The organism is Curtobacterium sp. 1310 (assembly GCF_017834105.1).
Taxonomy (GTDB): domain Bacteria; phylum Actinomycetota; class Actinomycetes; order Actinomycetales; family Microbacteriaceae; genus Curtobacterium.
Genome location: NZ_JAFICY010000001.1, coordinates 828342 through 853451, shown reverse-complemented (window position 1 = coordinate 853451; position 25110 = coordinate 828342). Strand labels below are relative to the sequence as shown.

The following is a 25110-nucleotide window of genomic DNA, read 5'->3' as shown; positions in this document are numbered from 1 at the left end:
CTCAGGCCGCGGCGACGTCCTCGGCGCGGTGCTCGGGCTTCGCGACCCGGCTGGTGTGCATCGGCAGCGTGACGCTCGCCGTGTGCAGTCGCGTCAGGCGGGACCAGGTGCCTCGGTTGGCGTCGCTGATGCCGTCGATGATCATGTCCCGCTCCCGTCTCCACCGCGCCCCCGGATCCCCGTCCGGAAGTCACTAGTTAGCCTAACTACTGCGAGCATATTGACGCGCGGCGGCCGGTGCAAGCGCTAGGACAACACGTCGCGCAGGTCGTACGCAGATGGGACATCGAGCTGATCGAACCCGCACGACCGGGCGTCGCGGTCGGGCCGCCACCGCTCGAACTGCACCGTGTGCCGGAACCGGTCGCCCTCCATCTGGTCGTACCGCACCTCGAGCACGCGTTCCGGCGCGAGCCGGACGAACGAGGTGTCGCGACCCGACGAGAACCGCGACCGTTCCCCGTCACCGGTGACGGGCCTCCCGTCCGCATCGCGGAGCACGACGGGCTCGAGCTCCTCCACCAACTGCTGCCGCCGGCGGTCGGTGAAGGCGGAGACGCCGCCGACCTGGCGGAGGTCACCGTCCGCGTCGTACAGCCCGACGAGCAGCGAGCCGACGCCGCTGCCGCTCTTGTGCACGCGGTACCCGATCGCGACGACGTCGGCGGTCCGGTGGTGCTTCACCTTGAGCATGGTGCGCTTGTTCGGCTCGTACGCCTTCGCCCGGGGCTTGGCCACGACGCCGTCCAGGCCGGCGCCCTCGAACGTGGTCAGCCACTCGCGGGCGAGGTCGACGTCGAGCGTGGTGCGGGTGACGAACAGCGGGTCGGTCATGCCGTCGGCGAGTGCCTCCAGCCGCTCGCGCCGCTCGTCGAACGGCAGGTCCAGCAGCTCCGTCCCGTCGACGGCGAGGAGGTCGAACGCGACGAACTGTGCGGGGGTCTCGACGCTCAGCGTGCGGATGCGCGACTCCGCGGGGTGGATCCGCTGGGAGAGGGCCTCCCAGTCCAGGTGCTCGGCGCCCCGCTCACCGCTCCGCAGGACCACCTCGCCGTCGAGCACGACGGGGTGGCCGCGTCCGCCGAACTGCGCGCGGAAGGCCTCCACGAGCTCCGGGAAGTACCGGGTGAGCGGCTTCGCCCCGCGGCTGCCGATGGTGACGTCGTCGCCGTCGACCGTCACGATCCCCCGGAAGCCGTCCCACTTCGGCTCGTACCGCAGTCCGCCGCGGACGCTGTCGGGGTCGGGCACGGTGGCGACGGCCTTGGCGAGCATCGGTGCGATCTCCATGTGGCCTGTCTACTCGCGGTCGCTCCGGCGGACGGGAGGCTCGGCTCGGCGCCGTCCGTCCGTCGCGACGCGCACGGGTCCCGACCGGGAGGCACGGCCCACCCCGGCGCGCGGGCGTCGTCACTATGGTGGTCGCGTGACGACCGTGCCCCCGCCGGCAGCGCCGGCACCGGAACCGATCAGCCCCGTGCAGGCCGCCGCGCTCCGCGACGGCGTCCTGCCGCCCGTCGAGCAGGTGCGCCCCGGCGTCTGGACCCTCGCGGTGCCGTTCCGCGGGGGCGTGCCGGACGCGACCCTCTCCTACGTGGTGGAGGGGACCGACGGGACCCTCGCCGTGATCGACCCCGGCTGGGCGGAGGACGACGAGCTCGCGGTGCTCCGCGCCGGTCTCGCGGCGATCGGGCGCTCGGTCGACCAGGTCGGACTCGTCGTCGTGACGCACCTGCACGCCGACCACCTCGGTGCTGCCGCCGCGCTCCGGCGTGCGAGCGGGGCTCGGATCGCGATGCACCGGCTCGAGGTCGAGGCCCTGCGGCGGGAGCGCGAGGACGCGGCCGCGAACGACGCCGACATCGCCGGGTGGGGGCTGCCCGCGGAGCTGGTCGCCGGCGTGGTCGCCGCGTGGGGGAGCGGACGACGGATCGGCCTCGGTCGCGCCGTCGAGCCCTTCGCGGACCTGCTCGTGGCGGACGGCGACGTGCTGCCGATCCCCGGTCGCGAGGTCCGGGCGCTGTGGACACCGGGGCACACCGCCGGGCACCTGTGCCTCGTCGACGAGGGCGACGGGCTGCTCTTCACCGGCGACCACGTGCTGCCGCGCATCAACTCCGGGATCGGACTCGGCGGCCGGACGACCACGAACCCGCTCGGCGACCTCCTGTCCTCCCTCGCACGGCTCGACGGGTACGGCGACCTCGAGGTCTGTCCGGGGCACGAGTACCGCTTCCGCGACGTCGTCACGCGTGCCCGGACGCTCGCCCGGCACCGAGCGGAGCGTTCGCACCACGTCGCCGCGGCGCTCGACACCCTGACGTCCCCGACCCTGTTCGAGGTCGCCTCGCGCGTGCCGTTCAGCGGGGGGATCGACTCGATGACGGGGTTCCTGCTCGCGAGCGCGCTGACGCAGACGGCCTTCCACGCGGACCTGCTCGGCCGGGCGGACGAGATCCGGCGAGACTGAGATCGGTCCGGCTGACGCCGGTCCAGCTGCCTCCGGTCCGGCTGCCTCCGGTCCGGCTCAGACGACCGTCGCGGCGAGTCGTTCGAGCGTGGTCCGGGCGTCGGCGAAATCGGCCGACGCGTGCTCGGCGAGCGGTGCGAGGTCCGGGATCCGGTCCGCGAGGGTGGCGCTGACGGTCACCGGGTACAGCTTCATGCCGAGCGCCGTCCCGAGGATCAGGTGCAGCACGGGCGAGCCGTGGTCCCAGGTCTCGGTCGGGGAGCCGGCGTCGTAGGTGGCGCCGCGGCTGACGACCGTCACGACCGGCCGACCGGCGAGCGGCTGGACGTCGCCGGCGAGGACCCCGGGCACGTGGACCCGGTCGATCCAGGCCTTGAGGGTCGACGGCACCGTGTAGTTGTACAGCGGCGCCCCGACGACGACGGCGTCCGCGGCGAGGAGCTCGTCGATGACCTCCTGGCGGAGTGCCTCGGCCTCGGGCGCGACGGACTCCTCGGCGGTGCGGTCGGACGCTGCCCAGTGCAGTGCCGAGGTCTCGAGGTGCGGGAGCTGGTCGACGTGCAGGTCCCGGCGCACCACCGTGTACTCCGGGCCGCGGGCGCGCCAGGCGTCCGCGAACGCGGCGGTCAGGGCGCGCGAACGCGAGTGGGCGAGGTCGGCGGAGGAGTCGATGTGCAGCAGCGTGGGCATGCGGCCCACGCTACCGACGCGTGCCCCGGTGGGACGGGCAGCCGACGGCCCGTGTCCCCGTGGACGTGGAGCGGCCCCGTCGTGTCCGCGAGGGACACGGCGGGGCCGCGGGAGGAGCCTCCCGGCCGGCCACGGCGTGACGGGGCGGACGGGAGGCTGCGGGTCAGCGGTGCACGGACGCCGCCGCGCGTTCGAGGGCGTCGCGGAGCGCACGGACCGCCGGGGAGGACGACCCTGCGGCGCGGACCACGGTGAAGATCGTCCGTCGCGGACGATCGGGCAGGTCGACGAGCCGGCACGTGGTGGTCCGACCCGTCCACATCAGGTCGGGCATGAGGCTGACGGCGTTCCCGGACTCGACCAGGCGGATCTGGGTCTGCAGGTCGGCGGTCTCGTACCGCACGTCGGGCTCGAAGCCCCACCGGCGGCAGACCTGCTCGGCGAAGTGCCGCGACGCCGTGCCGCGGGGCTCCATCACCCACGGCATCGCCTCGGCGTCCTCGATGGACGACACCGGTGCCAGGGCCGTGTCGACCGGCGGCAGCGCGAGGCGCACCTCGTCCGTCGTCAGGTCCGACCGGTGCAGCCCGGACAGATGCGGCGCGGTGTGTGCCGGGTACTGCTCGGCGATCACCATGTCGAACTCGCGGGCCCACGTCTCGTGCAGTGCCGTCTCGGGCTCGCGCTGGACCATCTCGATGCGCACGTCCGGGTGCGCGACGGCCATCTCGTGCAGCGCGTTCGGCATGAGGGCGAGGGCGGCCGACTGGAACACCGCCACGCGGACCCGTCCCTGCACCGTGGGGAGCGACGACTCCACCTGCGCCTGCGCCTGGTCGAGCACGTCGAGCACGTGCCCGGCGGCCTGCACGAGCACCTCGGCCTGCGGGGTGAGCTGCAGGCGACGGCCGACCTTGCGGAGCAGGGGCACGCCGGCCTCGCGCTCGAGCACGGCGAGCTGTTGCGACACCGCGGACGGCGTGAAGTTGAGGGCCTCCGCGACGGCTGCAACGGTGCCCCGGATCGAGAGCTCCCGGAGGAGGACGAGACGACGGACATCGAGCATGCAGAAACAGTAGCTGTCCTGCACGGTACGCATCAGCAGGAGTTGCTTCCGCTTACGCTTCTCGAACTCCACACTGAACCCATGACCGACCTCCAGGCACGCGACGCCGAAGCCGCACCGACCCCGCACGACGACCTGGCGGACCAGTCCGTCGCCCTCGTCCGCCAGTGGTTGGCCGAGGCCGAGACCTACCCGGTCGACGGCTCGGCGAAGCAGCTCGCAGGCGTCCTCGCCGACCCGGCCGGGCTCGACTTCGCGGTCGGGTTCGTCGACGGCGTCGTCCGGCCCGAGGACCTCGGGGTGGCCGCCCGGAAGCTCCGGCAGATCGCGCCGGGTGCACCGGGGTTCCTGCCCGCCGCGCTCCGCGGGCTCGTCCGGCTCGGCGGTGGCATGGCCCCGGTGCTGCCCGGTGTCGTCGTCCCGATCGCGCGGCGGGTGCTCCGCGAGATGGTCGGACACCTCATCGTCGACGCGACCGACGCCAAGCTGGGGCCGGCGATCGCGAAGATCAAGCGCGACGGCGTCCGGCTGAACGTGAACCTGCTCGGCGAGGCGGTGCTCGGTGAGAAGGAGGCCTCGCGCCGGCTCGAGGGCACGCAGCGGCTCCTCGCCCGTGACGACGTCGACTACGTCTCGATCAAGGTCTCGTCGACCGTGCACCCGCACTCGCCGTGGGCGTTCGACCACGCGGTCGAGGACATCATCGCGAAGCTCCGCCCGCTCTTCCGTCGCGCCGTGCAAAGCTCGCCGCGCAAGTTCATCAACCTCGACATGGAGGAGTACAAGGACCTCGACCTGACGATCGCGGTCTTCACGAAGCTCCTCGACGAGCCGGAGTTCACCGACCTCGAAGCCGGCATCGTGCTCCAGGCGTACCTGCCGGACGCGCTCGCCGCGATGCAGCACCTGCAGGAGTGGTCGGCCGCTCGTCGTGCCCGCGGCGGTGCCGACATCAAGGTCCGCCTCGTCAAGGGCGCGAACCTGCCGATGGAGCAGGTCGAGGCCTCGGTGCACGGGTGGCCGCTCGCCACCTGGCACACGAAGCAGGACTCGGACACCAACTACAAGCGCGTGCTCGACTGGGCCCTCACGCCCGAGCGCATCGCGAACGTGCGCGTCGGCGTCGCCGGGCACAACCTGTTCGACGTCGCGCACGCCTGGCTGCTCGCCGGGGAGCGCGGCGTCCGTGCCGGCATCGAGTTCGAGATGCTGCTCGGCATGGCGCAGGGGCAGGCCGAGGCGGTCCGTCGCACGGTCGGCTCGCTGCTGCTCTACACGCCGGTCGTCCACCCGGGCGAGTTCGACGTGGCGATCGCCTACCTGATCCGACGGCTCGAGGAAGGCGCGTCGCAGGAGAACTTCATGTCGGCGGTCTTCTCGCTGGCGTCATCGCCCGCGCTCTTCGCCCGCGAGGAAGCCCGGTTCCGCGACTCCCTGGCCCCGCTCTCGCAGCCCGGTGGCCTGGACGCCCCGGCGCCGCACCGCGTCGGCGACCGGTACGCGGCGGTCGAGCGCCCCCGCCCCGGTCACTTCGAGAACACGCCGGACAGCGACCCGTCGGTCGCGACGGTCCGCGAGTGGGGTGCCGCCATCACGTCGCGCGTCGCCACGTCGACGCTCGGGGAACGTGCCGTCCAGGAGGCCCGGCTCACCTCCGCCGAGCAGCTCGAGACCGTCCTGGGTCGCGTCCGCGCCGCCGGGACCGAGTGGGGCTCGTGGTCCGGTGCTGCGCGCGGCGCGGTGCTCCACGCCGTCGGCGACGCGCTGGAGGCGAACCGCGCCGCCCTCGTCGAGGTCATGGCGGCCGAGGCCGGCAAGACGATCGACCAGGCCGACGTCGAGGTGTCCGAGGCGATCGACTTCGCGCACTTCTACGGCGAGCTCGCCGCGCAGCTCGACGACGTCGACGGCGCGTCCTTCTCGCCGGCCGCGCTGACGCTGGTCACGCCGCCGTGGAACTTCCCCGTCGCGATCCCGGCCGGCTCGACCCTGGCGGCCCTCGCTGCCGGGTCGGCCGTCGTGCTGAAGCCCGCGCCCCCGGCCGAGCGCTGCGGTGCCGTGCTGGCGACGGTCATCGAGACCGCGCTCGACGCCCACGGCGTCCCGGCCGACGTGCTCGCCTTCGTCCAGGTGGCCGAGGACGACCTCGGCAAGCAGCTCGTCGCTGCTCCCCAGGTCGACCGGGTGATCCTCACCGGCGCGTACGAGACGGCCGAGTTGTTCCGGTCGTTCCGTCCGGACCTGCCGCTGCTCGCGGAGACGTCGGGCAAGAACGCGATCATCGTCACCCCGTCCGCCGACCTCGACCTCGCGGTCAAGGACGTCGTCGCCTCCGCCTTCGGGCACGCCGGGCAGAAGTGCTCCGCCGCCTCGCTCGTCGTGCTCGTCGGGTCCGTCGCTTCGTCGCGCCGCTTCCGCTCGCAGCTCCTCGACGCCGTGTCCTCGCTCACCGTCGGGTACCCGACCGACCCGACGACGCAGATGGGGCCGATCATCGAGCCCGCCGCCGGCAAGCTGCTCGAGGGCCTGACGACGCTCGGCTCGGGGGAGTCGTGGGCGGTCGCACCGAAGCGCCTCGACGACACCGGCAAGCTGTGGAGCCCCGGTGTCCGCGACGGTGTCCGGCGTGGTTCGGCGTTCCACCGCACCGAGTACTTCGGCCCGATCCTCGGCATCATGACCGCGAAGACCCTCGACGAGGCGATCGACATCGTGAACGAGGTCGACTACGGCCTGACCTCAGGACTGCACTCGCTCGACGCGTCCGAGATCGGCACGTGGCTCGACCGGATCGAGGCGGGCAACCTCTACGTGAACCGCGGGATCACCGGTGCCATCGTGCGGCGGCAGCCCTTCGGCGGGTGGAAGAAGTCCGCCGTCGGAGCCGGCACCAAGGCGGGCGGGCTGAACTACCTGCTCGGGCTCGGTTCGTGGTCGCCGGCACCGGCGTCGGCCGGTGGGGCGACGTCCGCCCCCGTGCGCTCGTTCCTCAGCGCAGCCGGGGTCACGTCGGAGTCGCTCGAACGTGCCGCCGCGTCCGACGAGCAGGCCTGGTCGTCGCTCTTCGGTGCAGCGGTCGACGTCTCGGCACTCTCGGCCGAGCGGAACATCGCACGGTACCTGCCGTACCCCGGCGTCCACATCCGCCTGGCGTCGGCGGAGGAGCCCGCGGTCGCCGACCTCGTGCGTGTCGTGGCCGCGGCGGTCCGCGCCGGGACGACGATCGACGTCTCGTCGGTGGCCGCGCTGCCGTCGGTCGTCGCATCGGCCGTCCGCGCCCTCCCGAACGTCCGGTCCGTCGCCGAGGGGCAGTCCGACGAGGCCTTCGCGAAGCGCATCGAGCGTGGTGAGTCCACCCGCGTGCGGCTCGTCGGCGGCGACACCGCGGCGCTGACGACCGCGATCGGTGGCCGTCCGGACGTCGCCGTGTACGGGGAGCCCGTGACCGAGGCCGGGCGGATCGAACTGCTCCCGTTCCTCCGCGAGCAGGCGGTGTCGATCACGGCGCACCGCTTCGGCACGCCGAACCACCTCACCGACGCGCTGATCTGACCGGCGTCGGGCGGCTCGACCGGGCCGCCCGACGCGCGGGCGGCCGGAGTCGGACCACGGAAGCGACATCGAACCAGCACCGGGCGCTGGTTCGATGTCGCGTTCGTGGTTCGATGCGCGAGGCAATCCGTGCGCCTTCCGGACCGTCGGACGTGCGGGGGACGGTGCGCCGTACCGTCCGGCAGCCGCGCTGCGTACCGTCGATCGCATGTGCGAGTCCGTCCAGTGCCCGGTGTGCGGCAAGACCTCGTGGACCGGCTGCGGCGACCACGTGCGCGATGTCTTCCGAGGCGTCCGACGTCGAGATCGCTGCACGGGCCACGGGCTCCCTCGGCACGTCCTCGACACCGCGGGCTTCCGGTGAGGACGGCCGACGGCGGCATCGTCGATCCGCAGGGGTTCGCGCACGTCCGGTTGACCGTGACGGACATCCGACGGAGCAAGGCGTTCTACGCACAGCTGTTCGGCACGGCCCCCGGGAGCGACTTCAGCGACGAGATCGACGACCCCACGATCCACGACGACCCCTGGCGGACGTACGGCGGGTGCTCGTTCACGTTCCACGGGCAGACGCTCGGGCTCCGACCGGTCGCTCCCGCGGGGGACCGCTTCGACCCCGACCGGGTGGGCCTCGACCACCTCAGCCTCCGGGTCCGGTCCGTGGACGACCTCCACCGCGCCGTCGAACGACTCGACTCGGCGGGCATCGTGCACGGGGCGGTGACGGACCTCGAACCGTTCGGACTCGTCGTCCTGTCGCTGCAGGACCCGGACGACATCAACCTCGAGCTCGCGGCGCCGCGACCGTCGGACGCCTGACCGACCGGGTGCGCCGGGCTGGCCGGTAGCCGCACGCTGCCCGGTGTCGCTCAGCCCTCCGGCGTTGGCTCGGGTGCATGAGCGAACAGATCGTCAAGCCCCTCGGCCTCGCCCACGTGCGGGTCACCGTCACCGACATCCACCGCAGCAAGGCCTTCTACGAGCAGCTGCTCGGTACGGCACCGGCGATGGACTTCAGCGAGCACGCCGACGAGCCCGGCATCACCGAGGACCGTGAGCGGCTCTACGGCGGCGCGATCTTCCCGGTCGGCGACCAGCTCTTCGGGCTGCGTCCGGTCGCGCCGAGCGGACAGCGCTTCGACCCGGACACCGTCGGCCTCGACCACGTGAGCTTCGTCGTGGGTTCCGTCGACGAACTGCACGCTGCTGCCGAACGCCTCGACGCCGCCGGCATCGAGCACGGAGAGGTCACCGACCTCGGGGACGCCGGCATGGTCATCCTCTCGGTGCAGGACCCGGACGACATCAACCTGGAGCTCGCCGCGCAGAAGTGACCGGACGGCGACGGGCCCCGGCCGTCACGGGCGGAGGATGTACGCGAACGTCGTCCTCGCCCGGACGGGATCGGGGTCGTCGCCGGAGATCAGGTCCGCGTAGGTGAACGACTCCGACACGCGGACCAGCAGCCGTGCGAGCTCCTCAGCGGACAGCGGTGCCGGGTCGAACGCCCCGGCCTCCTGTTCCGTCGCGATGACGGAGGTCACGACGGCGACGAACCGGCGCTGCACGTCGCTGTCGGTCGTCGTGAGCAGGCGCAGGGCGCGGCTCGGTTCGCGGGTCAGGAAGGCGCGGAAGTACGGCGCGCGGATGAGGTCCGCCGTGAAGTGGTCGAGCACGTCGACGATCCGCGCCGCGCCGGACGGGGCCGCCGCCCGCCCCGCGGCGTCCAACGTCGGTACGGCGAGCGACCACAGGATCTCCGAGAGCAACTGGTCGCGGTTGCCGACCCACCGGAACAGCGAGGTGCGGTCGACACCGAGCGACGACGCGAGCGAGCCCATGTCGATGCGCGCTCCGTCGATGAACGCACGTCGCGCCGACCGGAACGCGCGCTGGGAGTCGCCGTGGGCCTCCAGTCTGGCCGCGAGCGCGCTCGGGACGAGCGTCGACCCGAGCGTGCCGAGTGGTTCGTTCCTCACCGTTCCCCCTGAGTGCCGATGCCGGTCTTGCAACGTTTTCGAGAATGATGCATCGTTGGTGTCATGTCAACGTCGATCACCGACACGCCTCTGCTCGAGTCCGACTTCTACCGGTTCCAGGAGGGGCTCACGGCCCGTGAGCGGGAGTCGCTCGGGCAGCTGCGTGCGTACCTCGAGGCCGAGGTCCGTCCGATCGCCGACCAGTACTGGGCCCGTGCGGAGTTCCCGGTGCAGACCATCGCGCCGCTCGCCGAGCTCGGCATGTACGGCCCGGGCATCCCGCTCGTGCGGCACTTCGAGAACTCGGCCGTGTACCGCGGTTGGGCGGCGCTCGAACTCGGTCGCATCGACGCCGGCGTCTCCACGTTCATCGGGGTGCAGTCCGGCCTCGCGATGAACTCGATCGCCGTCGGCGGCAGCGACGAGCAGCAGCAGGAGTGGCTGCCGCGGATGGCTCGCGGCGAGGTCGTCGGCGCGTTCGGGTTGACCGAGCCGCTGTCGGGCAGTGACTCGGCGCGCGGGCTCCGCACCACGGCGCGGCGCGAGGGCGACACCTGGGTGCTGGACGGCGAGAAGCGGTGGATCGGCAACGCGACCTTCGCGGACGTCGTCGTGATCTGGGCGAAGGACGTCGCCGACCAGCAGGTCAAGGGCTTCCTCGTCACCACGGACACGCCGGGCTTCACCGCCACCAAGATCGAGGACAAGATCGCGCTGCGCACCGTGCAGAACGCCGACATCGTGCTCGACGGCGTCCGGGTGCCCGAGTCGCGCCGACTCCAGCGCGCGGACTCGTTCCGCACCACGGCGGCGGTGCTCCGGCTCACCCGTACGGAGGTCGCCTGGCAGGCCGTCGGCATCGCGATCGGTGCCTACGAGGCAGCGCTCGCCTACGCCCGCGAGCGCGTGCAGTTCGGCAAGCCGATCGCCGCGCACCAGATGGTGCAGGACCTGCTCGTGCGGTCCCTGATGAACATCACCGCGTCGATCGCGCTGTGCACGCAGGCCTCGGCGATGCAGGACCAGGGAATCGGCGGCGACGAGCACTCCGCGATGGCGAAGGCGTTCGCGACGGCGAAGATGCGCGAGACCGTCGGCTGGTGCCGCGAGGTCCAGGGCGGCAACGGCATCGTCCTCGACAAGGGTGTCGCGCGGTTCTTCTCCGACGCCGAGGCGATCTACTCGTACGAGGGGACGCGCGAGGTGAACACGCTCATCGTGGGCCGGGCGATCACGGGCGAGGCCGCCTTCGTCTGACGGCTGCCGCCCGTCCTCGCGACGTTGCACGCGTCGATCGACGCGTGCAACGTCGGAGCATGCGACCGCACCCGGTGCGCGTGCATCGTGCGACACCGCACCCGTCGATCGACGGGTGTGATGTCGCGGACGGCGCGCTCGAGACCTGACGGGCGACCGCGTCGGCCGACCGTCGACGGCTACGCCCAGAACGCCGCGATCGCCTCCGCCCCCGCCTCGCCCTGCCGACGACCCTCGGTCGCCGAGGGCGCCTGCGTCGACAGTGACAACGAGTTCTCGCCGAACGCGTGCTGCGCCCCGCTGTCCGCCACGATCGTCTCGACCGAGCTGCCGCCGGCCCGCAGGGACTCCACCGCCAGGTCGAGCCACGGCCCGAGCGGCGACGGTCCCTCCGGCCCGCACGCGACGACGAGCACGCGCTCGTACCCGGCGGCGACGTCCGCGTTGGTGGCCGAGCGGAGCCCCCCGTCGTAGTGCGGGACGCCGTCGATGTGCACGGGGGACCACACGAACGGCACGGAGCAGCTCGCGGCCACGGCGCGGGGGAGCGGCACGCCCGACTCCGCGGTCAGCACCCGGAACGCCCCGTCGAGGGCGTCGATCGTCGTCAGCGCGAGCCGCTTCGCCGGCCAGTCGGTCGACGGCAGGGTCTCGGCGAAGGTCGCGGTGCGCTCCTCGTCGGACTGCCCGGTGACGACCTGCTGCGCCACGGCACCGAGCCGCGCACGGGCGTCCTGCTCCGAGGTCGCGCCCGCGAGCACCTGCAGCAGGCGGTCCTGGAAGTCCTCGCCGGCGATCCGCTCCGGCTCGACGTAGGTGCTCGGCAGCGGCGCGTGCTGCTGCTCGTACGCCTGGGCCACGGCGCCGGCGCGGACGAACGACCCGACGACGCTGCCGGCGCTCGTCCCGACGACGAGGTCCGCTGCATCGAGGTCGACCCCGGCGTCCTGCAGGGCGGAGAGGACCCCGACCTCCCACGCGATGCCGGCGACGCCGCCACCCCCGAGGACGAGTGCTCTGGTTCCGGGCGCGGGCGTCGAGACGTCGGTCATGGGTCCTGCTTACCAGGTCACGTCGACGAACCGGGGGCGTGACGGACGGGAGGCGCGTGGCGATCCAGCCACGCGCCTCCCGTCCGGTGTTGCACGCGTTCCGTCAGGCTGCCCCGTGGCTGGCGCGGCTGCGCCGCGACAGCGAGTCGATGATGACGGCGAGCAGCAGCACGGCGCCGGTGATCATGTAGCGGATCGACGAGTCGAGGCTGAGCAGGGTCAGGCCGTTCGAGATCGACTGGATGACGACGATGCCGAGGAGCGCCGACCACGCACTCCCTCGACCTCCGAACAGGCTCGTCCCGCCGATGACCGCGGCCGCGATCGCGTTGAGGTTCGTGTCGCCGGCGCCCGAGGACAGGCTCGCGGAGTTGAGCCGCGCCGCGGCCAGGATGCCGCCGATCGTGGCGAAGAGCGAGGTGAGGACGAACACCGAGATGTAGATGCGGTTCACCCGGATGCCGGAGCGTCGGGCTGCCTCGACGTTGCCACCGACCGCGTAGACCGACCGACCCCACCGTGTGCGCTTGAGGAGGAAGTTCATGAGCACGACGAGGACGACGAAGAACACGAACGAGGTGCCGGTGCCGAAGTCGCGCGACAGGTACCAGACCATGACCGAGAGGCCGACGAACAGCAGCACCGACTTCGTGATCGTCAGCGAGATCGCACCCGTCGAGAGCCCGGCCTTCCGGCGGCGGGCGGCTCGGCGGACCTCGGTGACGAAGAGCCCGCCTGCAGCCACGGCCGCGAGCAGGTACGCGAGCCACGGCGGCAGGTAGGACGCCGAGGCGAACTGCACGATCGGGTCGGTGTAGGGCAGGTTGATCGACCCGTTCGGCCCGAGGATGAGCAGCTGCAGGCCGAGGAAGCCGAGCAGGCCGGCGAGGGTGATCACGAAGCTCGGGACGCCGAACCGGGTGAAGAGCAGCCCGTACAGCAGGCCCGCCGCCGCGCCGACCGCGAGCGCGACCAGGAGCACGAGCCAGAGCGGCCACCCGAGTGACGTGAGTCCCTGCCCGAGGATCGCGGCGGCCAGACCACTGACACTTCCGACCGAGAGGTCGATCTCACCGAGGAGCAGCACGAGGACGATGCCGATGGCGATGGTGCCGACCGCGGCGCACTGCAGCGCGAGGTTGACGAGGTTGCCCGGGGACAGGAAGTCGGGGGAGAGCGCTTGGAACACCGCCCAGATGACCACGAGTCCGACGACCACCGGCAGCGAGCCGATGTCGCCGCCACGGACCCGGCGCACGAACGCCCTGGCGGCGCCGCCGAGTCCCTGGTCGCGGAGGAGTCGTTCGTCCTGCAGGTCCGCCGCTGACGCCGTCGGCGTCGCCGCGGTGAGGGTCTCGTCGGTCTTGCTCATGCTGTCGTCTCCTGCTCGGTCCGGGCAGCCGCGCGACGCGTGACGGCGTTGTCGGTGGCCCCGGTGATGGCGGCGATGATCTCCTCGTAGGAGACGTCGTCGATGCGGAAGGTCCCGTTGTTCCGACCGAGGCGCAGGACCGCGACACGGTCGGCCACGGCCTGCACGTCCGCGAGGTTGTGGCTGATGAGGACCACCCCGAGGCCCCGCTCGCGCAGCCGCTCGACGAGGTTGAGGACCTCGGCAGTCTGTGCGACGCCGAGAGCGGCGGTGGGCTCGTCGAGGATCACGACCTGTGGGTCACCGATCAGGGAGCGGGCGATCGCGACGGTCTGGCGCTGACCACCGGAGAGCGACGCGATCGGGATCCGGACCGAGGGGATCCGAGCGGCGAGCTGCTGCAGGAGCTCCCACGAGCGACGCTCCATCTCCTCCTCGTCGAGGAACGGGTGCACGATCTCGCGCCCGAGGTACAGGTTCGACACGACGTCGAGGTTGTCGGCGAGGGCGAGGTCCTGGAAGACGGTCGCGATGCCGAGGTCCTGTGCGGCTGCCGGGTTCGGCACGGTGACCTCGTCACCGCCGAACGTGATGGTGCCGCCGTCGGGTGTGTACACCCCGGCGAGGATCTTCACGAACGTGGACTTGCCGGCGCCGTTGTCGCCGACGATCGCGACCACCTCGCCCGGGTACACGTCGAAGTCGATGTCGCTCAGGGCCTGGACGGCGCCGAACCGCTTCGTGATGCCGCGGAGGGACATCACCGGCTCGGCGGAGGGGTGTGGTGCGGGTGCCTCGTTGCTCACGGGAGCGTCCTCTCCGAGGTGGGGCCCGCCCGGTCCTGCGGGACCGGGCGGGCGGGTGGGTCGGTGCGGGTCCGGGCTGCCCCGGCTTCGGGGACGTCCCGGACCCGCGTCGGGACTACTGGATGCCGGCGCTGGAGCAGGCCGAGGCGTACTGCGCGGTGCAGATCTGGTCGACCTTGTACAGGCCGTCCTTCACGACGGTGTCCTGCACGTTCTCCGTCGTCACCGCGACGGGCTCGAGCAGGGTCGACTGCACGCTCGCGCCGCCGGCGGTCTGCACCGTCGTCTCGCCCTTCGGGTCCTCGCCCTTGGCGAACTGGATCGCCAGGTCGGCGGCCTTCGAGGCCTCGGGCTTGAACGCCTTGTAGACCGTCATGTACTGCTCACCAGCGAGGATGCGCTGGATGCCCGCGAGGCTGGCGTCCTGTCCGGTCACCGGCGGGAGCGTCTTCGCGCCGGCCGCCTTGAGGGCTGCGATGACACCGCCGCCGGTGTCGTCGTTCGCCGCGTAGACCCCGGCGATCTCGTCGGTGCCCAGCTTGCTGATCTGTCCGGCGGCCCAGTCCTGTGCCTTGGCCGGGTCCCATCCGGGGGTGTCGTACTCGGCGAGGACCTTGTACCCGCTCTTGTCGATGACCGAGTGCGCGCCCTTCTTGAACTGCGAGGCGTTGTTGTCGGTCGGGGAGCCGTTGACCATGATGATCCCCGATCCGGCCGGCACGTCCTTCGCCTTGAGCGCGTCGACGAGCGCCTGACCCTGCAGCTCGCCGACCTTCTCGTTGTCGAACGAGATGTAGTAGCTCAGGTCGGGGCTGTTGATCAGTCGGTCGTACGAGATGACCGGCACCTTCTTGGCCTTGGCCTGCTGCACGATCGAGGCGGCGGCCTCGCCGTCGAAGGGGTCGAGGACGAGGACCTTGACGCCCTGGGTGAGCATCGACTGCGCCTGCTGGAGCTGCTTCGACGCGTCACCGTCGGCGTTCGCGTAGACGACCGAGCAGTCGGGGCACTGCTGCTTCACCTCGGCGGTGAAGAGCGGGCGGTCGGCGCTGGCGTAGCGGGCGGTGACGGAGTCGGGCAGGAGCAGGCCGATCTTCGCGTTCGACGCGTCCCCACCGCCTCCTCCGGAGCCGTTGTTCGCGTCCGCTCCGTTCGAGCAACCGGCGAGTGTGGTGATCGCGAGCAGCAGGGCGCCGACGCCCAGCACGGCGCGTGTGGTGGCTTTCTTCATTGAAACGTCCTCCAACAGGTGGACCGCCCACGGTGGCGGTGTGCTGAGTGTGGCAGCGGACGTCCTTGGCTGCAAGACTTGAACACAAGGGATGCACGGGTGATACCGAGATCGTTATCTGAGCCGGGTGGTCCGGTCACGGATCGGTGCCCGGGTCAGCGTGCCTGCGTGACGTCCACCGACTCGATCGCCAGCGCGAGCGCCCCGGTGACGGCCGCGCGTTCGCCGAGCTGCCCCTGCACGACGTCCGGGGTGCCGTCGACGTCGACGATGAGCGACGACTCGAGGGCGTGCCGCATCGGCCCGAGCAGCAGCTCGCCGGCGCGGGCGAACTCCCCGGTGACGACGACGCGCTCCGGGTCGAGCAGGTTGCACAGGCCGACCGCGGCGGTGCCGATCGTCCGCCCGGCGTCGGCGATCGCCCGGATGCAGGTGTCGTCGCCCGCCATCGCGCGCAGGACGAGGTCCGCGAGCTTCAGCGTGCCGACCTCGTCGCGGATGCCCGCCAGGACCGCGGGGCCGCCCGCGACCGCCTCGAGGCAGCCACGGTTCCCGCACCGGCACACGGGCCCGTGCGGCGCGACGGGCGTGTGTCCGAACTCGCCCGCGACGCCGTGGTGTCCGCGGAAGAGCCGCCCGTCGAGCAGCAGTCCGGCCCCGATGCCGTTCCCCACGTCGAGTGTCACGACGGTGCTGCGCCCGCGGGCGGCTCCGCTGCGGTGCTCGGCGAGGGCTGCGAGGTTCGCTGAGTTGTCGACCTGGACGGGCTTGTCGAGTCGCCGCGCGAGCGACGCCCCGAGCGGAACGCCGTCCCACCCGCGCAGGATCCCGCCCCGCGCGGTCATCCCGGTCCGGCGGTCGATCGGTGCGGCGACGGCGAGTCCGACCGCGAGCACCTCGTCCATCGACGACTCGATCGACTCGACCATGTCCATCACGAGGAGGGCGGTCTTGTCGAGCTCCGCGTCGGCTCGGTGGTCGCGGGCGAGGGGCATGTGCCGCTCGGCCAGCACCGTCGCGTTCAGGTCCGACAGGGCGACCCGGAGGTGCCGCGGTGACACGTGCACGCCGGCGACCAGGCCGAGGCCGTGCGGGAGCGTCACCCGGAGCGCCCGACGGCCGCTCGACGTGCTCGGCGTGGCGTGCAGGGCCCCGGTGGCGACGAGTTCCTTGACGATGTTCGAGACGGTCGCGGGCGAGAGACCGGTCACCCCGGCCAGCTCGACCTGGGTCAGGCCGCCGTGGCGCTTCACCGCAGCGATGACCCGGCCCCTATTGGCTTCACGCAGTGAAGTCTGGTTCCCGGGACTGCGGCGTTGCTCTGGCACGGGGACAGCGTAACGGGCTGCCGGTACGCGACCCGGCGGGGTGCCCCGCACCGAGACGGACGGGAGGCGCGTGGCGACACCGCCACGCGCCTCCCGTCCGTCGGTCGGTCAGCGCCGACCGCGCGACGGTCCTACTCGGACGCGACGTCGATCAGGACCTTGCCGACCGCGTCGCCCTCGACGGCGTCGTGCGCGGCCGCGGTGTTCTCGAGCGCGAAGCGCGTCAGGGGGAGGCCGGCGTCCTCGCCGACGGGCAGGACGTCGGCGCGCAGCGCGGCGGTGACGTCCTCGGCGGCGGCAGCCAGGGCTCGGTCGCCGATCGTGTACAGCAGCAGGAACTGGTAGCGCGCGTTGACCGACATGTTCGGACGGATCGGCAGCGTCGCGTCGTCGCCACCGTTGTTCGCGTAGATCGACACGACGCCGTGGTTCGCCAGGACGTCGGCGACGAGCTGGGCGTTCTGCGGGATCGAGACCTCCACGACGATGTCGACGCCGTCCGGGGCGATCTCGTGGATGCGCGCGGCGGCGTCCTCGTCGCGGTAGTTCACGGTGTGGTGCGCGCCGGCGGCGGTCGCCAGGGCAGCCTTCTCGTCGGAACTGATCGTGCTGATCACGGTCGCGCCGGCCCACCGGGCGAGCTGGATCGCGGCGTGCCCCACCGCCCCGGCGCCACCGGCGACCAGGACCGTGCGGCCCTCGAGCGCACCGGGGGTCAGGCGGTCCGGACCGTCCTCGTGGGTGGTGAGTGCGCGGTGGGCGGTCATCGCCGGGACACCGAGCGAGGCACCCACGTCGAAGCTCGTGCCCTCGGGCAGCACGACCGCGCGCGCTGCCGGGACGACGGTGTACTCCTGCGCGGTGCCGGTGGGACGGCTGGCGGCTGCCATGTACAGCCACACGCGGTCTCCCTCGTGCAGGGTCTCGACGCCCTCGCCGACGGCGTCGACCACGCCGGCACCGTCCTGGTTCGGGGTGATCTCGGGGAAGGGCAGGCCGTCGCCGTAGGTACCGCCGGCGCGGGCCTTCCAGTCGGTGGGGTTCACACCGGAGACGACCACGCGGACGCGGACCTCGCCGGGGCCGGGCTGGGGGACCTCCCGCTCGACCAGGTCGAGGACGCTGCTGTCACCGGGCTTCGTGTAGACGATCGATCGCATGTGTCCAGGCAACCACCGCCGGTTCCCGGGTCTTCCTGCGGACGGTCAGCGGCGGTCGGCCGCGCGTGTCCGCGGCGCCGCGTGACGCCGCACCGGTGCCGTGCGGGTCCCGGTGCTGCGCGGTACGGCGCCACACGGCGACGCGCTCAGCGCCCGTCGTACACGTCGCGCGAGTCCTGCACGTCCGCCATGTGCGACGTCGCCCAGTCCTCGAGCGGCGCCAGCACCGCGCGCAGCGAGCGACCCCGCTCGGTGAGCTCGTACTCCACCCGCGGCGGGATCTCGGGGAAGACCGTGCGTGTCACCAGTCCGTCCCGCTCGAGCGCGCGCAGCGTCTGCGTGAGCATCTTCTGCGACACCCCCTGCACCCGGTTCGCGACGGCGGAGTAGCGCTGCGGTCCGTCGACGAGCGACCCGATCACCAGCACGCTCCACCGGTCGCCGATGCGGTCGAGCAGCTGCCGCGAGGGGCAGTCCGCCGCGTAGGGGCTGTACTCGAGTGCTGACATCCCGACCTCCGTTACGCACTGTGAGGTGCCTACTTCCCAGAAGAGAGTAACGCGAGTACCGTCGGTCGCACCAGTCACGGAAGGACTCTCATGACCAACATCGTCGTCTTCGGCGGCACCGGGTACGCCGGCTCCGCCATCGTCCGCGAGGCCCTGTCCCGCGGTCTCGCCGTCACCGCCGTCGCTCGCGACACCTCCAAGCTCGACGCCGCCGAGGGGCTCACCCTCGCGCAGGGCGATGCCTTCGACCCGTCGTTCGTGGCGGACGTCACGAAGGACGCCGACGTCGTCGTGGTCTCGCTGCACGCGGTCCAGGCGGACGGCAGTGAGTTGAAGGACAAGTTCCAGCACTTCGTCGACGCAGCGGCTGCTGCCGGCGCCCGGCTCGGCATCGTCGGTGGTGCGGGTTCGCTGCTCGTCGCCGAGGGCGGTCCGGCGCTCTACGAGACCGCCGAGTTCCCCGACGCCTTCAAGGGCGAGGCGAAGAGCCACGGTGAGATCCTCGACCGCCTGCGCTCTGGTGGGTACACCGGCGACGTCGACTGGTTCTACGTGAGCCCGGCCGCGGCCTTCGGCGGGTACAACCCCGGCGAGCGTCGGGGCACCTACCGCACCACGGACGACCTGCTCCTCACCGACGCCGAGGGCAACTCGGACATCTCCGGTGCGGACTACGCGATCGCGATCGTCGACGAGATCGAGCACCCGGCGCACCACCGCGCGCGGTTCGGCGTCGCGTACTGACGCGAGCGGCCGGCGCGACCCGCTGACGGGCGGGAGGCACGGTGCGGGGTCGCACCGTGCCTCCCGTCCGTCGCGTGGTGCGGCGTGCTGCTGCACAACGGAACGCACGTCGCGCCGTGTGTTCCCGTGGCGCGACGTGCCTTCGGTTGTGCCGCGCCCCTGCGCGTGTTCCGTTGCCGGACGGGAGGCGCGGTGCGGGGTCGGCCCGTGCCTCCCGTCCGCTACGTGGTGCGGCGTGCTCCTGCACAACGGAACGCACGTCGTGCCACGTGTTCCCGTGGCGCGACGTGCCTTCGGTTGTGCCGCGCCCCTGCGCGTGTTCCGTTGCCGGACGGGAGGCGCGGTGCGGGGTCTGCCCGTGCCTCCCGTCCGTCGCGTGGTGCGGCGTGCTCCTGCACAACGGAACGCACGTCGCGCCGTGTGTTCCCGTGGCGCGACGTGCTTTCGGTTGTGCTCCAGCGCCGCGCGCCGCGCACCGCGCACCGCGCGCCGCGCGCCGCGACCCCGCAGCCGCGCGCCGCGCGCCGCGCGCCGCGACCCCGCAGCCGCGCCGCGCGCCGCGCGCTACCGCGCCTCGATCGCGGGCAGCGGCACGTGGTGCCGCATCCGCACCGCCAGGTGCAGCCCGCCCCGCCGTGCGAGCACGACGCCGGCGACGACCGCCGCCACCGCGGGGACGCCCCCGGCGACCACCATGCCGACGTGCGCGCCGAAGTGGTCGACGACCTGCCCCATGACCGGCCCGCCCACGGCCTGGCCGCCGAGCAGCACGAGCACGTAGAGCGACATCACCCGGCCTCGGATCGCGACGTTCGACGACAGCTGCACGAGCGAGTTCGACGCCGTCATGAACAGCAGTTGTGACATCCCGACCGCGACGAGCGCCACGGTGAACGGCGCAATCACCGGGATCGAGCCGCTCACGACGAGCAGCACGCCCGTCCAGAACACCCCGCCGACGATCGTCCGCAGCCGCACGGTCGCGCGCCTGGTCGAGAGCAGCGCCCCGGCCAGGGCTCCGACCGCGACCGCGGAGTTGAACACCCCGTAGCCGCCCGCGCCCACGTCGTAGACCTCGGACGCGAAGGCCGAGAGCAGCACCGGCATCGTCAGGGCGAACACCGAGAAGAACGCCATGAGCACGACCGGCACCAGGATCGTCGGCTTCCGGACGGCGTAGCGCAGGCCCTCGACGAGCTGTCCCTTGGCGCGCGGCATCGGCGGGGTCCGGTGGAGCTCCGAGGTCCGGAGGAACCCGAGCGTCACGACCACGGCGACGCAGGCGATCGCGTTCACCCCGAACGACCACCCCGCCCCGACGGCGACGAGCAGCGCTCCGGACAGCGCGGGCCCGATCATCCCGCCGAGCTGGAACACGCTCGAGTTGACGCTGATCGCGTTCCGCAGGTGCTGGTGCCCGACGATCTCGGTGACGAAGACCTGCCGCGCGGGGTTGTCGATGACGGTGACCATCCCGACCAGGAACGCGATGACCCAGATGTGCCACGCCTCGACCACGCCGGTGAGGGTCAGGACGGCGAGCAGTGCGGAGAGCACCGCGAAGGCGCCCTGGGTGAGCATCATGAGCGCGCGCTTCGAGAACCGGTCGACGAGCACCCCGCCCCAGAGCCCGAAGAACAGCATCGGCGCGAACTGGCACGCGACGGTGATGCCGACCTGCGCGACGGAGCCGGTGAGCTGCAGGACGAGCCAGTCCTGCGCGATCCGCTGCATCCAGCCCGCGGTCATCGCCACGAGGTTGGTCGCGGTGAACAGCCGGAAGTTGGGGACCGACAGGGCGATGAGGGTGTGCCGCCACGGTGGACGCTCGGCCTGGATCGGGAGTGGTTCGGTGGGTGGAGGGAGGGTCGTCGATGACGCACTCACGGTGGTGGGGCTCCGGATCGTCGGGGGTGGAGTCGGTACCCGTTCGAAACTACGTGGCGCGGGCCCATTCGACACCTCTATGGTGGCTATCACTCCATTGCGATGTCGAATGGCGGCGGCCCGTCCGCCGGAGGAGGTCACGTGCTCGACCCGGTGCTGCTCCGCACGTTCCTCGCCGTCGCCGAGACCGGCAGCTTCACGCTCGCCGGGCAGCGCCTCGGCATCAGCCAGCCGACCGTCTCGCAGCACGTACGACGGCTCGAGACCGCGGTGGCGCGGACCCTCGTGGCCCGGGACACCCGCGGGGTGGCGCTCACCGACAACGGCGACGCGATGGCCGGGTTCGCCCGCTCGATCCTCGCCGCGCACGCGACCGCCGACGCCTACTTCTCCGGGGCCGCGACCCGCGGCCGGCTCCGCTTCGGTGCGGCGGACGACCTCGCGATCACGCAGCTGCCGCGCATCCTGCGGGACTTCCGCCGGCTGCACCCGCAGGTGAACCTCGAGCTGACGGTGAACCAGTCCGCGCCGCTCCTCCGCCGGGTGCACGCGGGTCAGCTCGACCTCGTGTTCATCAAGCAGACCGCGGGGGAGTCCGCCGAGGGCACCCGCGTCGCGACCGACCAGATGGTGTGGATGGCGCAGGACGGCATCGCGCTCGAAGCCGACGAGCCCGTCCCGCTGATCGCGTACCAGGCGCCGAGCATCAGCCGGCAGATGGCGATCGACGCCCTCGAGTCCGCCGGGCGCACCTGGCGGATCACCTGCAACACCCGTGACGTGAACGGCGTGCTCGCGGCGGTCCGGGCGGGCATCGGGGTCGCGGTGTTCCCGCACTCGCTGATCCCGGCCGACCTCGTGAAGGTGTCGCAGCGGCTCTCGCTGCCCGACCTGCCCGCCGTCGACTACGTGCTCATCGCGAACCCGACCGTGCAGCGCGAGCCGATCGACGCCCTGACGAGCGCGATCCTGTCCCGCGGGGTCGTCCGCGCCGTCTGAGCGCTACGGCGCGAGGGTCGGCGTCGTCCCCGTGCCGGTGAGGTCGGGCAGCGTCACGCCGGCGGGTGCCAGCAGCGCCGCGGCGACCGCCCAGAGGAGCACGAGCGTGCCGACACCGCCGAGCACCGCCCCGAGGAGCGCCACCGGTCGCTGCCACGTCGCCGCGGGGGTCCGCAGGGCCGTCACCGACAGCGCGAGGGCGAGCACCCCGAGGACCAGTCCGGTCGCGTGCACCGTCGCCGGCGCCGTGAACCACCAGGCGGCGAGGGCGAGGGCGGCGACACCGGTCACCGCGCCGAGCACGGCTGCCGGGGTCGCCCCGATCGCGGTGCGGCTGCGGTCGCGGGACGCCCGACGGTCGGTCTGGAGGCCCTGCTCACCGTCATCGTGTCCGCCCACCTCGGCGTCGGTGCCGGTGCGAGCCGCGGCCGGTCCCGACCGGCGACCCCGCCGGTAGGGCGCGGACACACCGCCGGCGACCGGGACACCGGCTGCCGACGGCCCGGCCACTGCCGTGGGTGCGGCAGCCGCTGCCGTGGGCACGGCGGCCTCCGGCGTGGACACGGCTGCGGGTCCGCCCGGGAAGACCGACGGTGCCTGGACGGTGGGCGCGGCGGGCGCTGCGATGACGGCGTCGAAGCCGGACGGCGCAGGGTCGACGACGGTCGGCCGCGGTGCCTGCTGCCGGGCGAAGCGCGCCGGCGTGCGGTACCCGATCGGTCCGGAGGGCTCGGGTTCCGCGCCCTCGACCAGGACGTGCTCGAGTCCGGGGACCGAGAAGCGGGGCTGTCCGACGACGGGGGCGGCGGGAGCGGGGGGCCCCACCGGTGCCGGGGCGTGGGCGCTGTGCGTCGGGTCGACCGGCGGAGTGAGGGGGCCGCCCGACTCGGCGGCGTCGACGGGGGACACCGGCAGGGGTGCGGTGTCGAACGGCGGCACCTGCACCGCGGGCGAGGTCGGGGCCGGCGGGAGCAGGTGCTCCTGCGGCGGGTAGTCGGGCACGACGACGTCGACGGCGGGCAGCACGTCGGTCGGGTCCTGTGGCAGCGTCGGACCCGCCGCACCGGGCGTCCCGGGGGCGACCACGGGGACGGCCGCGACCGCGTCGAGGACGGGTGCCTGCGGAGCGGGGGCGCGTGGTGCCTCCCGGCCGACGGCGGTGTCCTCGGGGGGTGCGACGACCCACGCAGGGACCGCTCGACGCGGCCGGTCTCGGTCCGGCATGCGGTGCGACGCCACTCGTGCTCCCTCGCTCTTCTGATCCATCGTCATTTCTATCCGCGTGCATGGACCGCTGCGCAGCCCCAGTTCCGGGGTCGCGCAGTCCACTTCGCGCAGGATGCCTCGCGGCCGGGGCTCGCGAGACGCAACGAAGGCGGCTCCGCGCCGAGCTGTACCGCTGCGGGGAACCGCCTTCGTGGCGTGTTGCGGAGGTGGGGGCTACATGTCGCGGTAGCGCTCCGCCTCGGCGAGCTTCGCCCGGAGTTCCTCGGCGGTGTACCGCGTGACGTACCCGGGGGTGTCGCGCTGGATGCGCCAGCCCTCGGCGAGGGGGCCCGCGTCGACCACGTCGAACCCGAACTCGTCGATCAGGTCGGAGACGACCCGCTTGGCGTCGGCATCGTCGCCCGCGACCACCAGGGCGCGGCGGTCGGGCGTGCCGGCGGGGGTGGCCTCGTCGGTCAGCGCCGTGGCTGCGATGTGGTTGAACGCCTTGACGACCCGGGCACCGCGCAGGTGGTCCTGCAGGAGCTCGGCGGTGGTCGTCGTCTCCTCGTCGAGGGACGTGATGTGGCCGTCGCGCTGCGGGTAGTAGTTGTTGGTGTCGATGACGACCTTGCCGACCAGGGGCTCGACCGGGATCGTCTCGATCGCCGCGAGCGGGGTGGTCACGACGACGATGTCGCCCGCTGCTGCCGCCTCGTCGCGGGTGGCCGCGCGGGCGTGCTCGCCGAGCTCCGAGACCAGGTCCTGCAGGGTCTCGGGGCCGCGCGAGTTGGCGATCACGACCTCGTGGCCGTGCTGCACGGCGAGGCGCGCGAGCTGGGATCCGATGTTGCCTGCTCCGATGATGCCGATCGTTGTCATGCGGTCGTGCAACGCGGCGCCGAGCAGTGCATTCCCACCGGCGGTCGCCCCGGGCCGTCGTCGCCGTGCGGCCGCTGCCCGTCGGGTGCATGATGGCGCCATGGCCCACGAGTTCCGCGACGAAGCCGACCGCGACCGCTACGCGATGTACGTCGACGGCGAGCTCGTGAGCGTGCTCGACTACCGGGCCGCGGAGGACGCCGTGTCGTTCCCGCACACGTACACGGTCCCGAGCCACCGCGGGCACGGCTACGCGGCGGAGCTCGTCGCGCACGCCGTCGCCGACGTCGAGGCGAGGACCACGAAGCGCATCGTGCCGATGTGCTGGTTCGTCGGCAAGTGGTTCGACGAACACCCCGAGAAGGCCGACCTGCTCAGCCGCGGCACCGCGGACTGACCCACCCCACGCTCCGGCCGCAGCGTCGCGGCCGCACCCGAGCACCCGGAGGCACCGTGCCCACGATCACCCCGTTCCTCTGGTTCGACGACCAGGCCGAACAGGCCGCCACGACCTACACGTCGCTCTTCCCGGACAGTCGGGTCGACAGCGTCGCCCGGACGCCGGACGGCACCGCCCTCGTCGTCGAGTTCACGCTCCTCGGACAGCCCTACCGGGCGATGAACGGTGGCCCGGGGCACCCGCACACCGACGCCGTGTCCTTCCAGGTCGACGTCGACACGCAGGACGAGCTCGACCGGGTGTGGGACGCGCTCCTCGCCGACGGCGGCCGACCGCTCGCGTGCGGGTGGCTGCACGACCGCTGGGGCCTGACGTGGCAGGTGACCCCGTCGATGATGGGCGACCTGATGACCGGCGGCGGTGACCCCGAGGCCAACGCCCGGGTGTTCAAGGCGATGCAGGACATGGTCAAGCTCGACATCCCCGCGCTGCAGGCCGCAGCCGCCGGTCACTGAGGGGG

The 25110-nt window shown here is 72.5% G+C and carries 24 protein-coding genes; 9 read left to right on the top strand and 15 right to left on the bottom strand.

Annotated features, from left to right (window positions below; genetic code table 11):
• Position 1: 1 nt before the first annotated feature.
• A complete protein-coding gene (locus tag JOD95_RS03915) occupies positions 2 to 145 on the bottom strand; it encodes a hypothetical protein (protein ID WP_153257421.1) in 144 nt (47 codons plus the stop codon).
• A 101-nt stretch (positions 146 to 246) separates the two neighbouring features.
• Positions 247 to 1290 (bottom strand): ATP-dependent DNA ligase, encoded by a 1044-nt coding sequence (locus JOD95_RS03910; RefSeq protein ID WP_209683166.1) that lies wholly within the window; start codon positions 1288 to 1290, stop codon positions 247 to 249.
• Positions 1291 to 1426: 136 nt separating this feature from the next.
• On the opposite strand from JOD95_RS03910, the gene JOD95_RS03905 reads away from it, so the two are divergent.
• On the top strand, positions 1427 to 2470 hold the full coding sequence (locus JOD95_RS03905) for an MBL fold metallo-hydrolase (protein WP_066653618.1): 1044 nt from the start codon (positions 1427 to 1429) through the stop codon (positions 2468 to 2470).
• Between the two features lie 57 nt (positions 2471 to 2527).
• Here JOD95_RS03905 and JOD95_RS03900 read toward each other — a convergent pair whose 3' ends face one another.
• Entirely contained in the window at positions 2528 to 3160 is a 633-nt protein-coding gene (locus tag JOD95_RS03900) for an FMN-dependent NADH-azoreductase (RefSeq protein WP_209683164.1), read from the bottom strand.
• Between the two features lie 163 nt (positions 3161 to 3323).
• A complete protein-coding gene (locus JOD95_RS03895) occupies positions 3324 to 4226 on the bottom strand; it encodes a LysR family transcriptional regulator (protein ID WP_209683161.1) in 903 nt (300 codons plus the stop codon).
• Positions 4227 to 4307: 81 nt separating this feature from the next.
• Here JOD95_RS03895 and JOD95_RS03890 point away from each other — a divergent pair, with 81 nt between their 5' ends.
• The 3 genes from JOD95_RS03890 to JOD95_RS03880 all read left to right on the top strand — a co-directional run bounded on the left by JOD95_RS03890 (position 4308) and on the right by JOD95_RS03880 (position 9112).
• The gene (locus JOD95_RS03890) at positions 4308 to 7778 is read left to right on the top strand and encodes a bifunctional proline dehydrogenase/L-glutamate gamma-semialdehyde dehydrogenase (RefSeq protein ID WP_209683158.1); all 3471 of its coding nucleotides are present in this window, start codon (positions 4308 to 4310) and stop codon (positions 7776 to 7778) included.
• Between the two features lie 360 nt (positions 7779 to 8138).
• On the top strand, positions 8139 to 8597 hold the full coding sequence (locus tag JOD95_RS03885; protein WP_307810360.1) for a VOC family protein: 459 nt from the start codon (positions 8139 to 8141) through the stop codon (positions 8595 to 8597).
• Between the two features lie 77 nt (positions 8598 to 8674).
• Complete coding sequence (locus JOD95_RS03880) at positions 8675 to 9112, top strand: VOC family protein (RefSeq protein ID WP_209683155.1); 438 nt, start codon at positions 8675 to 8677, stop codon at positions 9110 to 9112.
• Positions 9113 to 9136: 24 nt separating this feature from the next.
• On the opposite strand, the gene JOD95_RS03875 is transcribed toward JOD95_RS03880, so the two are convergent.
• Positions 9137 to 9757, bottom strand: coding sequence for a QsdR family transcriptional regulator (locus tag JOD95_RS03875; RefSeq protein WP_066653639.1), 621 nt, complete (start codon positions 9755 to 9757; stop codon positions 9137 to 9139).
• A 63-nt stretch (positions 9758 to 9820) separates the two neighbouring features.
• Between JOD95_RS03875 and JOD95_RS03870 the strand changes: the two genes are divergently transcribed.
• Positions 9821 to 11014, top strand: a complete 1194-nt coding sequence (locus tag JOD95_RS03870) for an acyl-CoA dehydrogenase family protein (protein WP_066653643.1) — start codon at positions 9821 to 9823, stop codon at positions 11012 to 11014.
• A 179-nt stretch (positions 11015 to 11193) separates the two neighbouring features.
• On the opposite strand, the gene JOD95_RS03865 is transcribed toward JOD95_RS03870, so the two are convergent.
• The 7 genes from JOD95_RS03865 to JOD95_RS03835 form a co-directional block, all read right to left on the bottom strand.
• A complete protein-coding gene (locus JOD95_RS03865) occupies positions 11194 to 12066 on the bottom strand; it encodes a patatin-like phospholipase family protein (protein WP_209683153.1) in 873 nt (290 codons plus the stop codon).
• Positions 12067 to 12169: 103 nt separating this feature from the next.
• The gene (locus tag JOD95_RS03860; protein ID WP_209683150.1) at positions 12170 to 13438 is read right to left on the bottom strand and encodes a sugar ABC transporter permease; all 1269 of its coding nucleotides are present in this window, start codon (positions 13436 to 13438) and stop codon (positions 12170 to 12172) included.
• A complete protein-coding gene (locus JOD95_RS03855) occupies positions 13435 to 14199 on the bottom strand; it encodes an ATP-binding cassette domain-containing protein (protein WP_066658013.1) in 765 nt (254 codons plus the stop codon). Before JOD95_RS03855 ends, JOD95_RS03860 begins: the two co-directional genes overlap by 4 nt.
• A gap of 160 nt (positions 14200 to 14359) precedes the next feature.
• Positions 14360 to 15475: a sugar ABC transporter substrate-binding protein gene (locus tag JOD95_RS03850; RefSeq protein WP_066653647.1), complete on the bottom strand. Its 1116-nt coding sequence runs from the start codon at positions 15473 to 15475 to the stop codon at positions 14360 to 14362.
• Between the two features lie 155 nt (positions 15476 to 15630).
• Positions 15631 to 16803 (bottom strand): ROK family transcriptional regulator, encoded by a 1173-nt coding sequence (locus tag JOD95_RS03845; RefSeq protein WP_209683147.1) that lies wholly within the window; start codon positions 16801 to 16803, stop codon positions 15631 to 15633.
• A gap of 131 nt (positions 16804 to 16934) precedes the next feature.
• Positions 16935 to 17963, bottom strand: a complete 1029-nt coding sequence (locus tag JOD95_RS03840; protein ID WP_209683145.1) for an NADPH:quinone reductase — start codon at positions 17961 to 17963, stop codon at positions 16935 to 16937.
• Positions 17964 to 18109: 146 nt separating this feature from the next.
• Positions 18110 to 18472, bottom strand: a complete 363-nt coding sequence (locus tag JOD95_RS03835; RefSeq protein ID WP_066653651.1) for a helix-turn-helix domain-containing protein — start codon at positions 18470 to 18472, stop codon at positions 18110 to 18112.
• A 90-nt stretch (positions 18473 to 18562) separates the two neighbouring features.
• Between JOD95_RS03835 and JOD95_RS03830 the strand changes: the two genes are divergently transcribed.
• Positions 18563 to 19216 carry an NAD(P)-dependent oxidoreductase gene (locus JOD95_RS03830; RefSeq protein ID WP_066653653.1) on the top strand — a complete coding sequence of 218 codons (654 nt, stop codon included), beginning with the start codon at positions 18563 to 18565 and terminating at the stop codon, positions 19214 to 19216.
• A 564-nt stretch (positions 19217 to 19780) separates the two neighbouring features.
• Here JOD95_RS03830 and JOD95_RS03825 read toward each other — a convergent pair.
• Positions 19781 to 21103 carry an MFS transporter gene (locus JOD95_RS03825; protein WP_066653656.1) on the bottom strand — a complete coding sequence of 441 codons (1323 nt, stop codon included), beginning with the start codon at positions 21101 to 21103 and terminating at the stop codon, positions 19781 to 19783.
• Between the two features lie 141 nt (positions 21104 to 21244).
• Here JOD95_RS03825 and JOD95_RS03820 point away from each other — a divergent pair, with 141 nt between their 5' ends.
• Complete coding sequence (locus tag JOD95_RS03820) at positions 21245 to 22102, top strand: LysR substrate-binding domain-containing protein (protein ID WP_066653658.1); 858 nt, start codon at positions 21245 to 21247, stop codon at positions 22100 to 22102.
• Between the two features lie 3 nt (positions 22103 to 22105).
• Here JOD95_RS03820 and JOD95_RS03815 read toward each other — a convergent pair whose 3' ends face one another.
• Both JOD95_RS03815 and JOD95_RS03810 read right to left on the bottom strand, forming a co-directional pair.
• Complete coding sequence (locus tag JOD95_RS03815) at positions 22106 to 23368, bottom strand: hypothetical protein (protein ID WP_209683142.1); 1263 nt, start codon at positions 23366 to 23368, stop codon at positions 22106 to 22108.
• Positions 23369 to 23542: 174 nt separating this feature from the next.
• Positions 23543 to 24292 carry an NADPH-dependent F420 reductase gene (locus tag JOD95_RS03810; protein WP_209683139.1) on the bottom strand — a complete coding sequence of 250 codons (750 nt, stop codon included), beginning with the start codon at positions 24290 to 24292 and terminating at the stop codon, positions 23543 to 23545.
• On the opposite strand from JOD95_RS03810, the gene JOD95_RS03805 reads away from it, so the two are divergent.
• Both JOD95_RS03805 and JOD95_RS03800 read left to right on the top strand, forming a co-directional pair.
• Positions 24291 to 24587 (top strand): GNAT family N-acetyltransferase, encoded by a 297-nt coding sequence (locus JOD95_RS03805; protein ID WP_066653669.1) that lies wholly within the window; start codon positions 24291 to 24293, stop codon positions 24585 to 24587. The two genes, JOD95_RS03810 and JOD95_RS03805, sit on opposite strands and share 2 nt — an antisense overlap.
• Before the next feature lie 56 nt (positions 24588 to 24643).
• Positions 24644 to 25105: a VOC family protein gene (locus JOD95_RS03800; protein ID WP_066653671.1), complete on the top strand. Its 462-nt coding sequence runs from the start codon at positions 24644 to 24646 to the stop codon at positions 25103 to 25105.
• Positions 25106 to 25110: the final 5 nt, after the last annotated feature.